This window comes from Pseudonocardia sp. ICBG162 (genome assembly GCF_020496225.1).
GTDB classification, from domain to species: domain Bacteria; phylum Actinomycetota; class Actinomycetes; order Mycobacteriales; family Pseudonocardiaceae; genus Pseudonocardia; species Pseudonocardia alni.
In genome coordinates this window covers 244,811-258,403 of sequence record NZ_JAHLJD010000019.1, presented here as the reverse complement: position 1 = coordinate 258,403, position 13,593 = coordinate 244,811, and the positions used below count along the sequence as shown (strand labels likewise).

Genomic DNA, 13,593 nt, shown 5'->3' with positions numbered 1-13,593 from the left:
TTAGCTCGCCGAACGAGTGTCTCGCTCGTCGAGAGAGTTGAACTGGGGGAGCGGTCGGCGGCACAGGAAGGTGCGGGCGGGCGGCGGGTTGCGCCACTCGGTCGCGGTCTCCACGACCTCGTCGAAGTGGGTGTCGAGCAGGTCGCGCAGCACCCGCACCCGGTTCGGCAGCGCCATCCAGGTGATGATCATGCTCATCACCCCGCCCGGGACCAGCCGGCGCGCGATCGTGCCCATGACCTGCAGGCGCAGGGTCTGCGGGAACACCGCCCACGGCAGGGTCGAGACGAACGCGTCGACCTCGGTGATGCCGGCCTCGTCGAGGATCCGGTCCAGGTCGGCGACGTCGCCCTGCACGACCTCCAGCCACGGCTTGTGCCGGCGCAGGTGCGCGACCAGCTCGGAGTCGATCTCGATCGCGAGGTAGCGCGCGTGCGGTCCGAGCCGCTCACGGATCGGCTCGGCGAGCACCCCTGGTCCGGCGCCGAGCTCGACGACGACGCCGTTCGTCCCGCGCGGGACGACGGCGGCGAGCTGGCGGCACAGCCGCCGTCCGGTGAGGAACGGGGTCGCGAGCTGGTCCATCTTCGAGAACGAGCGTTTGAGGAAGACGGCGTGGTCGGGTCGGCCCATGCGGTACATCGTGGCCGTTCGCGCGGTCCCGGTCATGTCCGGGCGATCCGGGTCACCCGGCGACGGGCGTGTGTCGGTCGGTGTCGTTCCTATAAAGCGATCGCCGAGGGGCTTCCGTACACGCTGTATCCACCGTATACAGAGCACATGGCACCGGATGACGCGCTGGTCGACGCCCTGCGTCGCGCAATCGTGGAAGGCGTGTACCCGCCCGGCCACCGGCTGGTGCAGGAGGAGCTGGCGGACCGCTACGGCGTCAGCCGCATCCCGCTGCGGGAGGCGCTGCGCACCCTGGTCGGCGAGGGCCTGCTGCGCAGCGAGGCCGGCCGCGGCACCTTCGTCACCGAGCTGGACCTGGCCGAGATCGACGAGATCTACGACCTGCGGCGCATGGTCGAGCCGAGCTTCGCCCCGCACGTCGCGGACCGGGTGTCCCGGCGCGACGTCGCGCGGTTCGACGGCATGGCCGGCGACATGGACCAGGTCGCCCGGACCGGTGCCGCCGAGTGGTCCCGCACCAACCTGGCCTTCCACCTCGACATGTACCGGCTCGCCCGGCTGCCGCTGCGCTACGAGCTGATCTCCCAGCTCTACCACCGCCTGGAGCCCTACTCCCGGTTCTACGTGCACGGCACCGGCGCCTACGACCGCGTGCAGGACGAGCACCGGGGCATGGTCCAGGCACTGGCCGACGGCGACGCCGACGAGCTCGGCCGTCTCGTGCTGGCCCACATCGACGGCGGCCAGGAGGGCCTGCACGCGGCCTGGTCGGCCGACCGCGGCGAGCTCTCCGCGTTCTGGGCGGCACGGGAGGCGAGGTGAGCACCGCGATCGCGCTCAACACCGACGTCGGCGAGAGCTTCGGCGCGTGGGTCCACGACGACCGCCCGCTGCTCGACGTCGTCGACGCGGCCAACATCGCCTGCGGCTTCCACGCCGGCGACCCCGACGTCATGCGCCGCACCTGCGACGACTGCGCGCGCCGCGGCGTCGCGGTCGGTGCGCACGTGTCCTACCGCGACCTCGCCGGGTTCGGCCGCCGCTTCGTCGACGTCGCCCGGGACTCCCTGGTGAACGACATCGTCTACCAGATCGGTGCCCTGACGGCGTTCGCCGCGGCCGCGGGGACCCGCGTCGGGTACGTGAAGGCGCACGGCGCGCTCTACCACGCCAGCGGCACGCACCCGGCCCACGCCGACGCGCTCGTCGAGGCCGTCCGGCTGGTCGACGCGGGCCTGCCGCTGGTGTGCCTGCCCGGGACCGAGGTGTGGGAGCGGGCCCGCGCGGCCGGGCTGAGCCCGCGGGCCGAGGCGTTCCTCGATCGCGGCTACACCGCCGCCGGCGGTCTGGTGCCCCGCGGGCAGCCCGGCGACCTGGTGCGCGACCCGGCCGAGGCCGCCGCCCGGGCCGTCTCGATCGCCCGCGACGGCCGGGTCACCGCCGTCGACGGGACGGTCGTGTCCGTACGCCCGGCGGGCGGCGCGGTCGCCGCGCTGTGCGTGCACGGCGACACCCCCGGCGCCGACGCCCTGGCGCGGGCCGCGCGGGCCGCGCTCACCGCCGCCGGGTTCGGCTGCGGCCCGGAGCCGCTGGCCCCCGTCACCGGGGCCCTCCGGTGACCGCGCCCGCGGTGCACCGCGCGGGCGACCGGGCGTGGATCGTGGACTGTCCCCCCGGGACCGTCCGCCAGGTCGCCGACGGCGCCGCGGCCGACGGGTGGGACGCCTGGGTGACCGACGTCGTCCCGGCCGCGTGCACCGTGCTGGTCGTCGCCCGCCCCGGTGCCCGGATGGCGGCGCTGCGCCGCCACCTGCGCGCCCTCGCCGGGAGCACCCCGCGGGGCCGGGGGACACCCGTCCCGGGGCCCCGCACGGTCGAGGTCCCCGTCCGCTACGACGGCCCCGACCTGCCCGCCGTCGCCGAGCGGCTCGGGACGACCCCGGAGCTCGTCGCCCGGCGGCACGCCGCCGCCGAGCACCACGTCGGCTTCTTCGGGTTCGCGCCGGGCTTCGCCTACCTCGACGGGCTCCCCGAGGCGCTGCGCCTGCCGCGGCTGTCCGCACCCCGGCCCCGGGTCGCAGCCGGGGTGGTCGCGATCGCCGGGAACCAGACCGTCGTCTACCCGGGTGGGACGCCCGGTGGCTGGCACCGGATCGGCACCACCACGGCCGTCCTCTGGGACGTCGACGCGACCCCGCCCAACCGGCTGGCGCTCGGCGACCGCGTCCGGTTCGTGGAGGTGCCCGCATGACCACGCTGCTCGACCCGCCCGCCCGCGCCGCGCGACCCGCCGGCCCGTCCGCCGTCGGGGCCCGGCTGCGGGTGCTCGAGGTCCGGCCGGGCTGCAGCGTGCAGGACCCCGGCCGGCCCGGGCTCGCCCACCTCGGGGTCACGGCCTCCGGGCCGGTCGACCGGGCCGCGTTCGCCACCGCGAACCGGCTCGTCGGGAACCCGCCGGAGGAGGCGGCCATCGAGGTCACCCTGGGCGGCCTGGCGGTCGTGCTGGACACGCCGCGCTGGGTCGCGGTCACCGGCGCCCCGGTCCCGGTCACCCTCGACGGCCGGCCGGTCGCCGACCCCCGGTGCCTGCGGGTCCCGGCCGGTGCCGAGCTGCGGCTCGGTACCCCGCGACACGGTCTGCGCAGCTACCTCGCCGTCGGCGGCGGGGTCCGCCCCGCACCGGTGCTCGGCTCGCGGGCCCGGGACTCGCTGACCGGCCTCGGCCCGCCCGTCGTCGGCCCCGGGGCCGACCTGCCGCTCGGCCCGGCGCCGGGCGAGCCGCCCGCCGTCCCCGTCGAGCTGGTCGCGCCCCGGCTCCCCGGCCCCGGCACCCGGGTCCGGTTCCACTGGGGCCCTCGCGACGCGGTCCTCGGCCCGGCGGACCGGTCCCTGCTCCGGCGCGCCGCGTGGCGGGTCTCCGGGCACTGCGACCGGGTCGGCATCCGGCTCACCGGCGCCACCCTCGCGGTCGGCGACCGCTCGCTGCCCAGCGAGGGTGTGCCGCTCGGCGCCATCCAGGTCCCGCCCTCGGGCGAGCCCATCCTGTTCCTCGCCGACCACCCCGTGACCGGCGGCTACCCGGTGGTCGGCGTCGTCGCCGACGCCGACATCGACCTCCTCGGCCAGCTCCGGCCCGGGGACCCCCTGCGTCTGGACGCCATCGTGTCCGGGCGCGACACCGAAGGATGAGAGGTACCCCTGTGTCCGCACCGACCACGGAAACCCCCGCGATCGTCACGTCCGTCCGCCCGCCGTTCCACCTGGCGATCCCGGTGGACGACATCGAGGCGGCCCGGGAGTTCTACGGCACGCTGCTCGGCTTCGGCCGCGGCCGTTCCGCCGAGCGCTGGACGGACTGGAACGTCGCCGGGCACCAGGTCGTCACCCACCAGGTCGGCGAGCCGTCGGACACCCCGCGCGCCGGTGTGGCCGGGACCAACCCCGTCGACGGCCACGACGTGCCGGTCCCGCACTTCGGCCTGGTCCTGAGCGTCCCGGAGTTCCGCGCGCTGGCCGAGCGGCTCACCGCCGCGGGCACCGACTTCGTCATCGAGCCCTACGTGCGGTTCGAGGGCGAGCCGGGGGAGCAGTGGACGATGTTCTTCCTCGACCCCGCGGGCAACGCGCTCGAGTTCAAGGCCTTCGCCGACCTGGAGCAGCTCTTCGCCGTCTGACGGCGGGGAGGTCCCCGTACGGTCGCGGCCCGTCCCCGGACGGTCCGCGGCCGGGTCATCGGCGGGATGCCGCCCACCGATGACCCGCTGTGCCGCCGGTGTCGCCGTCTCGCGCGCGCCGGGTTCGTCCGCCCACCACATCGCGATCACGCCTGCCCGCTCCCGCGGGCGTTCCTCACCGGGAGACCACCATGACCCTATCAAGCGACGCCCCCACCGGGCGGTCCGTCGGAACGGCGCCCGTCGCCCCGCCGAGCCCGGCCCGGTCCCGCCGCGCGGCGCTCGCCGCCGCGTCCGGGACCGCCGTCGAGTACTACGAGTTCGGGGTCTACGGCTACCTCGCCGTCGTCATCGGGCCGCTGTTCTTCCCCAGCGCCGACCCGGTCGCGTCCCTGCTGTCGACGCTGGCGGTGTTCGGCAGCGCGTTCCTGATGCGCCCGCTCGGCGGCATCGTCCTCGGCCGGCTCGGGGACCGCCTCGGCCGCAAGCCCGTCCTGGTGTTCACGATCACCGGGATGGGCACCGCGACGGCGCTGGTCGGGCTCCTGCCGACCGCGGCCACCGCGGGTCTGCTCGCCCCGGCGCTGCTGGTCCTCGCCCGGCTCGCGCAGGGCTTCTTCGCCGGTGGCGAGGTGACCGGGTCGGCCACCTACCTCGCGGAGTCCTCCCCGGCCGGCCGTCGCGGCTTCTTCGGGTCCTTCACCCCGGTCGGGGTCGCGCTCGGTGGCGGCACCGCCGCGCTGGTCGCCGGCATCACCTCGACCGTCCTCACCACCGAGCAGCTGACGGCGTTCGGCTGGCGGATCCCGTTCCTGCTCGCGCTGCCGCTGGTCGTGCTGACGCTCATCGCCCGGCACCGGCTGGAGGACTCCGAGGAGTTCGAGCAGAGCCGCGCCTCCGGTGAGCTGCCCAAGGCTCCGGTGCGGGAGGTGTTCACCCACCACCGCCGCGCGCTTGTGACCGTGCTGCTGCTGGCCACCGGGTCGAACGCCGGCTACTGGATCGGCCTGATCTTCATGAACATCTACCTCACCTCGGAGCTGGGCTACCCGAAGTCGAGCACGTTCTGGCTGATGGCCGCGATCGGGCTGTTCGTGGCCTGCCTGATGCCGATCGCCGGCGCGCTGTCCGACCGCTACGGCCGCAAGAAGCTCATCGTCGTCGGCTTCCTCGGCTACTCGGTGCTCGTCCTGCCGACGATGGCGCTGATGGGCACCGGCGACTTCACCCTCGCCGTCGTCGGCATGTTCCTGCTGGCCCTGCCCATGCCGGTCGTCCAGGCCGTCACCTACCCGACCTACGCCGAGCAGTTCCCGACCCGGGTCCGCTACACCGGCCTGTCCCTGGCCTTCAACGGCGGGACGATCATCGGCGGCGGTCTCACGCCGTTCCTCGCGACCTGGCTGACCTCGGTCACCGGCGACCCCCTCGCGCCGGGCTACCTGCTGATGGTCGCGACGGTCGTCGCGCTGCTGACCCTGCTCACCGTCCGCGAGACCGCACGCCGGGAGCTGGCCCGATGACCGCCGCGACGACGGCGCCCGCCACCCCGGCCGAGCTGCGGGCACTGGCCGCCGCCGGGCGCTGGACCGGGCCCACCGCGGGCCTGTTCGGCGGGTACCAGCAGGCCAACCTGGTGGTCGTCCCGCAGGCGGCGGCGTACGACTTCCTGCTGTTCTGCGTGCGGAACCCGACGCCGTGCCCGCTGCTCGGCGTCGGCGACACCGGCGACCCGGTCGTCACCGTCGGGGACACCCGGGTCGACGTCCGCACCGACTTCCCGCGCTACCGGACCTGGCGCCACGGCGTCGACGACGGCGGGCCGACCGACCTGCGCGACCGGTGGCGGGAGGACTCGGTGGCGTTCCTGCTCGGGTGCAGCCACACCTTCGAGGAGCCCCTGGAGCGGGCCGGTGTCCCGGTGCGGCGCAACCCGGAGTCCCCGGCGCCCGCGGTCTACGTCACGACCCGGCCCACCGTCCCCGCGGGCCGCGTCCACGGGCCGCTCGTGGTGAGCATGCGCGCGGTGCCCGCCGCACTGGTCGACCTGGCCCGGGAGGTCACGGCGCGCTACCCGACCGGGCACGGTGCGCCCGTGCACGTCGGCGACCCCGCCGCGCTGGGCATCGCCGACCTCGCGGCACCGGACTTCGGCCCGGCGCCGGTGGTCGAGGACGGCGACGTCCCGGTCTTCTGGGGCTGTGGCGTCACCCCGCAGCTGGCGCTGCCCGGCAGCGGCGCCGAGTACGTGTTCACCCACGCGGCCGGGCACATGGTCGTGCTGGACCACTCGGTCGACGCGGCCGCGGCCGCCGGCCCGCGGGGGTGACGCCGCCGTCCCCCGCTCAGGACGCGCGGGCGGGGGACGGGGCCGCGGGGAACAGCGCCGCGACCCGTGCCGCCGAGGCACGGGCCCGCGCCGTCGTCCCCAGCACGCCGAGCACCACGACCGCCACGGTCAGCGGCGTCACGACCGCCCACGCCGTCGCGACCCCGGCGGCGGAGCTCGCCGCGGTGGCGACCACGGTCCCGCTGACCGCGACGCCGAACGACTGCCCGGCCTGCCTGCTCGTCGAGGCCACCGCGGCGGCGACCCCGGCCCGCTCCGGCGGCATCCCGTTCACCGCGGTGTTCGTGATCGGCGGGTTGAGCAGGGCGAACCCGCAGCCGAACACCCCGTGCGCGAGCAGGATCAGCCACAGCGGCGTCGTCGGGGAGAGCTGGGAGAAGGTGAGCGCGACCAGCACCATCGCGCTGCCGCCCAGCACCAGCGGCAGGCGTGCCCCGCGGGCGGCGACCATCCGCCCGGACAGCGGCGCGACCACCGTGGTGGCGACGGCGGCCGGCAGCAGGGTCAGCCCGGCCTGCAGCGCACCGAGCCCGCGGACGTCCTGCAGGTAGAGCGCGGACAGGAACAGCAGCGAGCCGAACGCGGCGAACGCGCAGACCGCGATCACCGTCGCCGAGGTGAACGGGGCGCTCCGGAAGAACCGCAGCTCCACCAGCGGTTCGGGGTGGCGCCGCTCCCAGACGACCAGACAGACCAGCGCGACGACGGCCAGCGCCGCCAGCCCGAGCACCCCCGCCGACGACCAGCCCAGCCGCGGCCCCTCGATCACCGCCGCCACCGTCGACCCGAGCAGCGCCACCACGAGGAGCTGCCCCACCGGGTCGGCCCGCCGCGGACGGGCGGCCCGCGACTCCGGGACGAGCCGGGCCGTCAGGGCCCAGGCCGCCAGCACGACGGGGATGTTCACCCAGAAGATCGCCCGCCAGCCGACGGTGTCCACGAGCAGCCCGCCGAGCACCGGGCCGACGCCCAGCGAGATGCCGACCATCGCGCCCCACACGCCGATCGCGCGGGCCCGCTCCCGGACGTCGGTGAAGACGTTGGTGATGATCGACATGGCGACCGGGTTGAGCATCGCGCCGCCGAGGGCCTGCACCACCCGCGCCCCGATCAGCCAGCCGACCGTCGGTGCCAGGCTGCACAGCAGCGACCCGATCCCGAACAGGACGAGCCCGGTCTGGAAGACGCGGCGGCGCCCGACCCGGTCGGCCGTCGCACCGGCCAGCATCAGGAAGCAGGCCAGGACGACGGTGTAGGCGTCGACGGTCCACTGCAGCTCGGTGATCGAGGCGTGCAGGTCCGCGACGAGCGCGGGCAGCGCCACGTTGATGATCGTGACGTCCATGGAGACGACGAGGATGCTCGTGCACAGCACGGCCAGGATCAGCAGCCGGTGCCGGCGTCCGGCGGGCCCGGCAGGTACGACGATGTCGTTCCCCACGGCATCTCCTTGTCCGGAGCTAACGAACCGGGGTCGACGATAGACCGCCCCGCGGCGCCCGGCCCGCGACGGCGACCGGTCTCACCCCGCCGCGGGGTCCGGCTCCGCCGGGGTGAGGTGGAAGTCGGCGAGGTCGGGTGTCCGCGTCCGCGCCCAGAAGTCGACGCCGCGGAACGGGCTCAGCGCGACCACCCGGCCCGCCCGGTTGCGGAACCAGTTGGTGGTGCCGGGATGGGTCCAGACGAGGCCCTCGTGCGCGGCGTCGATCTCGGCGTTGTAGGCGGCGGTCACGTCCTCCCGCACCTCCAGCGCCGCGATCCCGTCCTCGACCATCCGGACCAGCAGCTGGGCGATGTAGGCGACCGAGCACTCGGTGACGTGGATCGTGCTGCCGCCGTGGCCGAGGAAGGTGTTGGGCCCGCCGACGAGGAAGAGGTTCGGGAAGTCCGGCACCGTCGTCCCGAGGTGGGCGCGGGCGTCGTCGTCGCCCCAGTGGTCGCGCAGGGTCGCCCCGGACCGGCCCCGGACGCGCATCGAGGCCAGCATGGCGCTGGTCCGGAAGCCGGTGGCCAGGACGACGACGTCGGCCTCGTGCCGCCCGCCGTCGGCGGTGTGGACGTGGTGGGCGTCGAAGCCGGTCACCGCGTCGGTGACGAGCTCGACGTCGTCGCGCAGGAGGGTGCGGAACCAGCCGTTGTCCATCAGGATCCGCTTGCCGTACGGCGGGTAGTCCGGCAGGACCTTGTCCCGCAGGTCCGTGCGGTCGCCGAGCTCCGCCTCGAGGTGCCGGGTGAAGAAGGCCCGGTGCCGGTCGTTGGCGGCGTTCACCGACCGCTCGGGGTGCTCCCACCCCGGGTCCCGGTGCAGGGTGGCGAGCAGCTTGTCCTGGAACTGCCAGACCAGCCGGATCCGGTAGAAGGCGCCGTAGTAGGGGACCTGCTCCAGCAGCAGCCGGGCGCCCTCGGGCACCTCCCGCCGGTAGTTGGGGTTCGGGGCGACCCACTGCGGCGTGCGCTGGAAGACCAGCACCCGGCCCGCGGCGTCGGCGATGGCCGGGACGATCTGCTGCGAGGTCGCCCCGGTCCCGATGACCGCGACCCGCCTGCCGGTGAGGTCGAGCGCGTGGTCCCAGCGGGAGGAGTGGAACAGCGGGCCCGCGAAGGTGTCCGCGCCGGGCAGGTCCGGGACCGACGGCTCGGTGAGCACGCCGACGCAGCTGATGACCGCGGTGACCCGCATGCGGTCGGTCGTGCCGTCCGGTCCGCGCAGCGTGACGTCCCACCGGGCGGCCGCCTCGTCCCACTCCGCGTCGGTGACCGTGGTGTGGAACCGGACCGTCGGGCGGATCCCGAGCTCGTCGGCGGCGTGCCGGAAGTAGCCGAGGATCTCGGGCTGCTTCGCGTAGTACCGCGTCCAGCCGGGCCGGGGCAGGAACGAGTAGCTGTAGAGGTGGGTCGGGGTGTCGACCCCGGCGCCGGGGTAGTCGTTCTGCGCCCAGACCCCGCCGACGTCGCCGCCCCGCTCGACGACGGTGTGGGGGATGCCGAGCTCCCGCAGCGTCGCAGCCGTCGCCACCCCGGACGGCCCCGCCCCGACCACCAGCACGTGCATCCGGTCCGCCGCCGCCGGGCGTCCCGCGGTCCAGCGGACCTCCGGGCGCGGGTGGAAGCCGGCCTCCGCGGCCATGCCCGGGCCGTACTCGGGCGGGACGGTCTCGCCCAGGGAGACGCTCAGCAGCCCGGTGATCGCGGAGTCCGGCGGTGGCTCCGGCAGTGCGCGCCGGCCGTCGCGCCACTCGGTCAGCACCGTGAACGCGGCCTTCCGGATCCGGTCGCGGACCTCCGGGGGGAACCCGCCGTCGTCGTTGTCGTCGAGGCCCTTGGTCCGGCTCGGCCGGTACGGGTCGGCCAGCCAGCGCGGGTCACCGGTGAAGCGCTCCAGCACGAGCAGCAGCGTCGGCAGGTTCGCCGACTCCAGCGCGGCCCGGAGCTCGTCGTCGCCGGCCGTCATCGTGACGGTCCGCGGGGTCGCCCGGATCACACGCTGTACCCGCCGTCGACGTACAGGGTCTGCCCGGTGACCCAGCCCGCCCGGGCCGAGAGCAGGAACGCCACGGCGTGCGCGACGTCCTCGGCCGTCCCGAGCCGCGGCAGCGCGATGTTCGACCGGGCGATCTCCAGGGCGCGCTCGGTGTAGTCGCCGCGCTCGTTCAGGTCGTGCCACATCCCGGCCTCGATCAGGCCCGGCCCGACGCAGTTCGCCCGCACCCCGTAGCGCCCCTCCTCGGCGGCGATCCCGCGCACGATCGCCTCGACGGCCGCCTTGGGGGCGGAGGAGAGCAGGTCGCGTTTCGGGTAGCGGACGACCGCCGGCGTCGACACGGCGACGATCGCGCCCGAGGTCTCCCGCAGCGCCGCGAGCGACGCCTGCAGCAGCGTGTAGCAGGCGAGGGTGTCGTCGTGGAGCTGGTCGCGCATCCGCTCCGGGGAGGTGTTCGCGACGTAGTCCATGTGGATGTGCGGGCCCGCCGCGTAGACGACGCCCGCCAGCCCGTGCTCCCGGGCGAGGGTGTCGACCAGCGCGCCGGTCGCCCCGGCGTCGCGCAGGTCGAGCGCCTCGGTCCGGACGCGCGCGCCGCGCGCGGCCACGGCCGCCGCCGTCTCCTCGGCGCGGCCGGCGTTCGCTCGGTAGGTGAGGGCGACGTCCCAGCCGTCGTCGGCGAGCGCGGTGCAGACGGCGGCGCCGATCCCACCGGACCCTCCGGCGACGAGGACCCACGGGCGGGGGCCGGGGGAGGGCGGGGGTGCGGGGTCGGTCACGCGGCGAGCATAACGACCGTTTCTAAGCCTCGCTAGAAAACCGTGGACCGTGCCCCACGACGACGACGGCCGCCCTCCGTGTGGAGGGCGGCCGTCGTGATGGTGCGCCGTCAGGGACTTGAACCCCGAACCCGCTGGTTAAGAGCCAGCTGCTCTGCCAATTGAGCTAACGGCGCGTGTGGAGTTGTCGTGCCTCGCCCACGCACGGAGGATCGATCCCGGACGTGCGGTGGGATCGATCGCCGAGGCGGCGACCGGGTGAGTGACGGGACTTGAACCCGCGGCCCCCTGGACCACAACCAGGTGCTCTACCAACTGAGCTACACCCACCATGCGTTCTCCCGGGCACTCCCGGAAGCGCTGGACTACTGTAGCCCGCCCGCTCCGGGGGGTGTCAGGCGGGGGTCGTACCGCCCTCCGGGGGTGCCGCGACGTGCGCGACCGCGGCCGCCGCGGCCTGCGCCTGCTCGGTCGTCGGACCGGGCGGGGCCACGAACAGCGCCTGCCGGTAGTAGGCCAGCTCGCGGATCGACTCGCGGATGTCGGCGAGCGCGCGGTGCGCGAGGCCCTTCTCCGGCTTCGCGTAGAACACCCGCGGGAACCAGCGCCGCGCCAGCTCCTTCACCGAGCTGACGTCGATCATCCGGTAGTGCAGGTACCCGTCGAGCTCGGTCATGTCCCGGGCGATGAAGCCGCGGTCGGTCGCGATCGAGTTGCCCGCCAGCGGCGCGGAGCGGGCGTCCGGGACGTGGGTGCGGACGTAGTCGAGCACCATCTTCTCGGCCTGCTCGATCGTGACCGTCGCGCGCCGGACCTCCTCGGTCAGCCCGGACCGGGCGTGCATGTCGCGCACGACGTCGGGCATCGCGTCGAGCTTCGCGTCGTCACAGGCGATCACCACGTCGACGCCCTCGCCGAGGATGTTGAGGTCGCCGTCGGTGACCAGTGCCGCGATCTCGATCAGGGCGTCGGAGCCCAGATCCAGCCCGGTCATCTCGCAGTCGATCCACACCAGCCGATCGGTCATCGCCACAGCCTAGGTGACATCGGTGCGACGGGTGCGAGCCTCGCCCGTCACCGTCGGGGGAGTGCCCTAGGCTCGCGCCGTGGCTGACGACACACCTGCTCGCACCATCGCCGCCGGATACGCCACCGACGGGGCCGCGCTGGAGCTCGGCACCGTCCTGGTCGACGGGGTGTGCGACCCGCAGGCACGGGTCCGGATCCCGCTCGCGACGCTGAACCGGCACGGCCTGGTGGCCGGGGCGACCGGCACCGGCAAGACCAAGACCCTGCAGGCGCTGGCCGGGCAGCTGTCCGACGCCGGGGTCCCGGTCCTGCTCGCCGACGTCAAGGGCGACCTGTCCGGCATGGCCCGTGCGGGCGAGCCGGACGACAAGGTCACCGCCCGCGCGACCGACACCGGCGACGACTGGGTCCCGACCGCGTACCCGGTGCAGTTCCTGTCGCTGGGCGACGGCGGCGTCGCCGTCCCGGTGCGGGCGACGCTGACCCAGTTCGGCCCGATCCTGCTGGCGAAGGTGCTCGGCCTCAACGCCACCCAGGAGTCCACCCTCGGCCTGATCTTCCACTGGGCCGACCAGCGCGGGCTGCCGCTGCTCGACACCAAGGATCTGCGCGCGGTCATCCAGCACCTCACCTCCGACCAGGGCAAGGCCGACCTCAAGGGCATCGGCGGGGTCTCCCCGGCGACGGCCGGGGTCATCCTGCGCGCGCTGGTCAACCTGGAGGCCCAGGGCGGCGAGGAGTTCTTCGGCGAGCCCGAGTTCGACCCCGCGGACCTGATGCGTCAGATCGACGGGAAGGGCGTCGTCACCCTGCTGGAGCTGGCCGAACGCGCCGCGAACCCGGTGCTGTTCTCCACGTTCCTGATGTGGCTGCTCGCCGAGCTGTACGAGGAGCTGCCCGAGGCGGGCGACCTCGACCGGCCCAAGCTGGTGTTCTTCTTCGACGAGGCGCACCTGCTGTTCACCGACGCCTCGAAGGCGTTCCTCGACCGCATCGAGCAGACCGTCAAGCTCATCCGGTCCAAGGGCGTCGGCGTGTTCTTCTGCACCCAGCTGCCCACCGACGTGCCGAACGAGGTGCTGTCCCAGCTGGGCGCGCGGATCCAGCACGCGCTGCGGGCCTTCACCCCGGACGACCAGAAGGCGCTGTCGCGCACGGTGCGGACCTACCCGAAGTCCGACGTCTACGACCTGGAGTCGGCGCTGACCTCGCTGGGCACCGGTGAGGCGGTCGTGACGGTGCTGTCCGAGCGCGGCGCGCCCACCCCGGTCGCCTGGACCCGGCTGCGGGCCCCGCGCTCGCTGATGGCCGCCCTGCCGGTCGACGACGTCCGCGCCGACGCCGCCGCCTCACCGCTGCAGGCGAAGTACGGACAGATGGTGGACCGCGAGTCCGCCTACGAGAAGCTCACCGCGAGCATCGCGGCCGGGCCGGGCGGCGAGGCGACGCCGGTCGAGGCGCCCCCGGCACCCGCCCCGGAGCCGGGCCAGGCCCCGCCGCCCCCGCCTCCGCCGCAGGACTCGCCGGGCGGCGGGTTCTTCTCCAAGATCGGGGACTTCCTGCAGTCGCCGACCGGCCGCCAGCTCACCAACACGGTGACCCGCGAGATCACCCGCAGCCTGTTCGGGACCCGCCGGCGTCGCTGAC

The 13,593-nt window shown here is 74.7% G+C and carries 13 protein-coding genes and 2 tRNA genes; 8 read left to right on the top strand and 7 right to left on the bottom strand.

Features of this window, described 5'->3' with window-relative positions:
* Positions 1-633, bottom strand: coding sequence for a class I SAM-dependent methyltransferase (locus tag KPL60_RS19715; protein WP_226355619.1), 633 nt, complete (start codon positions 631-633; stop codon positions 1-3).
* Positions 634-780: 147 nt separating this feature from the next.
* Between KPL60_RS19715 and KPL60_RS19710 the strand changes: the two genes are divergently transcribed.
* The 7 genes from KPL60_RS19710 (at position 781) to KPL60_RS19680 (ending at position 6,636) form a co-directional block, all read left to right on the top strand.
* The gene (locus tag KPL60_RS19710; RefSeq protein ID WP_226355620.1) at positions 781-1,455 is read left to right on the top strand and encodes a GntR family transcriptional regulator; all 675 of its coding nucleotides are present in this window, start codon (positions 781-783) and stop codon (positions 1,453-1,455) included.
* Entirely contained in the window at positions 1,452-2,252 is an 801-nt protein-coding gene (locus KPL60_RS19705; protein WP_226364786.1) for a LamB/YcsF family protein, read from the top strand. The genes KPL60_RS19710 and KPL60_RS19705 overlap by 4 nt, the downstream gene beginning before the upstream one ends.
* Complete coding sequence (locus tag KPL60_RS19700) at positions 2,249-2,884, top strand: allophanate hydrolase subunit 1 (RefSeq protein WP_226364785.1); 636 nt, start codon at positions 2,249-2,251, stop codon at positions 2,882-2,884. Before KPL60_RS19705 ends, KPL60_RS19700 begins: the two co-directional genes overlap by 4 nt.
* Positions 2,881-3,822, top strand: coding sequence for a biotin-dependent carboxyltransferase family protein (locus tag KPL60_RS19695; protein ID WP_226355623.1), 942 nt, complete (start codon positions 2,881-2,883; stop codon positions 3,820-3,822). The genes KPL60_RS19700 and KPL60_RS19695 overlap by 4 nt, the downstream gene beginning before the upstream one ends.
* Positions 3,823-3,833: 11 nt before the next feature.
* Positions 3,834-4,307 (top strand): VOC family protein, encoded by a 474-nt coding sequence (locus KPL60_RS19690; RefSeq protein ID WP_226355624.1) that lies wholly within the window; start codon positions 3,834-3,836, stop codon positions 4,305-4,307.
* A 191-nt stretch (positions 4,308-4,498) separates the two neighbouring features.
* Positions 4,499-5,830, top strand: coding sequence for an MFS transporter (locus KPL60_RS19685; RefSeq protein ID WP_226364784.1), 1,332 nt, complete (start codon positions 4,499-4,501; stop codon positions 5,828-5,830).
* Complete coding sequence (locus KPL60_RS19680; protein ID WP_226364783.1) at positions 5,827-6,636, top strand: D-glutamate cyclase family protein; 810 nt, start codon at positions 5,827-5,829, stop codon at positions 6,634-6,636. Before KPL60_RS19685 ends, KPL60_RS19680 begins: the two co-directional genes overlap by 4 nt.
* Before the next feature lie 16 nt (positions 6,637-6,652).
* On the opposite strand, the gene KPL60_RS19675 is transcribed toward KPL60_RS19680, so the two are convergent.
* From KPL60_RS19675 to orn, 6 genes are all read right to left on the bottom strand, one after another.
* Positions 6,653-8,098, bottom strand: coding sequence for an MFS transporter (locus tag KPL60_RS19675; RefSeq protein ID WP_226366773.1), 1,446 nt, complete (start codon positions 8,096-8,098; stop codon positions 6,653-6,655).
* Positions 8,099-8,179: 81 nt separating this feature from the next.
* Entirely contained in the window at positions 8,180-10,108 is a 1,929-nt protein-coding gene (locus KPL60_RS19670; RefSeq protein WP_305080700.1) for an NAD(P)/FAD-dependent oxidoreductase, read from the bottom strand.
* Between the two features lie 26 nt (positions 10,109-10,134).
* Positions 10,135-10,917, bottom strand: a complete 783-nt coding sequence (locus KPL60_RS19665; protein ID WP_226355629.1) for an SDR family NAD(P)-dependent oxidoreductase — start codon at positions 10,915-10,917, stop codon at positions 10,135-10,137.
* Between the two features lie 100 nt (positions 10,918-11,017).
* Positions 11,018-11,093: transfer RNA gene (locus KPL60_RS19660), tRNA-Lys, on the bottom strand.
* Between the two features lie 81 nt (positions 11,094-11,174).
* A tRNA-His gene (locus KPL60_RS19655) sits at positions 11,175-11,247 on the bottom strand.
* A gap of 64 nt (positions 11,248-11,311) precedes the next feature.
* Positions 11,312-11,944: an oligoribonuclease gene (orn, locus tag KPL60_RS19650; protein ID WP_208821361.1), complete on the bottom strand. Its 633-nt coding sequence runs from the start codon at positions 11,942-11,944 to the stop codon at positions 11,312-11,314.
* Positions 11,945-12,023: 79 nt separating this feature from the next.
* Here orn and KPL60_RS19645 point away from each other — a divergent pair, with 79 nt between their 5' ends.
* Complete coding sequence (locus KPL60_RS19645; protein ID WP_226366772.1) at positions 12,024-13,592, top strand: helicase HerA-like domain-containing protein; 1,569 nt, start codon at positions 12,024-12,026, stop codon at positions 13,590-13,592.
* Position 13,593 lies beyond the last annotated feature (1 nt).

What these genes read in the sequence shown, in the direction of transcription:
- KPL60_RS19685 (WP_226364784.1), top strand. Translation starts at nt 4,499, where the DNA reads ATGACCCTATCAAGCGACGCCCCCACCGGGCGGTCCGTCGGAACGGCG.
- KPL60_RS19710 (WP_226355620.1), top strand. Translation starts at nt 781, where the DNA reads ATGGCACCGGATGACGCGCTGGTCGACGCCCTGCGTCGCGCAATCGTG.
- KPL60_RS19670 (WP_305080700.1), bottom strand. Translation starts at nt 10,108, where the DNA reads ATGACGGCCGGCGACGACGAGCTCCGGGCCGCGCTGGAGTCGGCGAAC.
- orn (WP_208821361.1), bottom strand. Translation starts at nt 11,944, where the DNA reads ATGACCGATCGGCTGGTGTGGATCGACTGCGAGATGACCGGGCTGGAT.
- KPL60_RS19680 (WP_226364783.1), top strand. Translation starts at nt 5,827, where the DNA reads ATGACCGCCGCGACGACGGCGCCCGCCACCCCGGCCGAGCTGCGGGCA.
- KPL60_RS19695 (WP_226355623.1), top strand. Translation starts at nt 2,881, where the DNA reads ATGACCACGCTGCTCGACCCGCCCGCCCGCGCCGCGCGACCCGCCGGC.
- KPL60_RS19715 (WP_226355619.1), bottom strand. Translation starts at nt 633, where the DNA reads ATGGGCCGACCCGACCACGCCGTCTTCCTCAAACGCTCGTTCTCGAAG.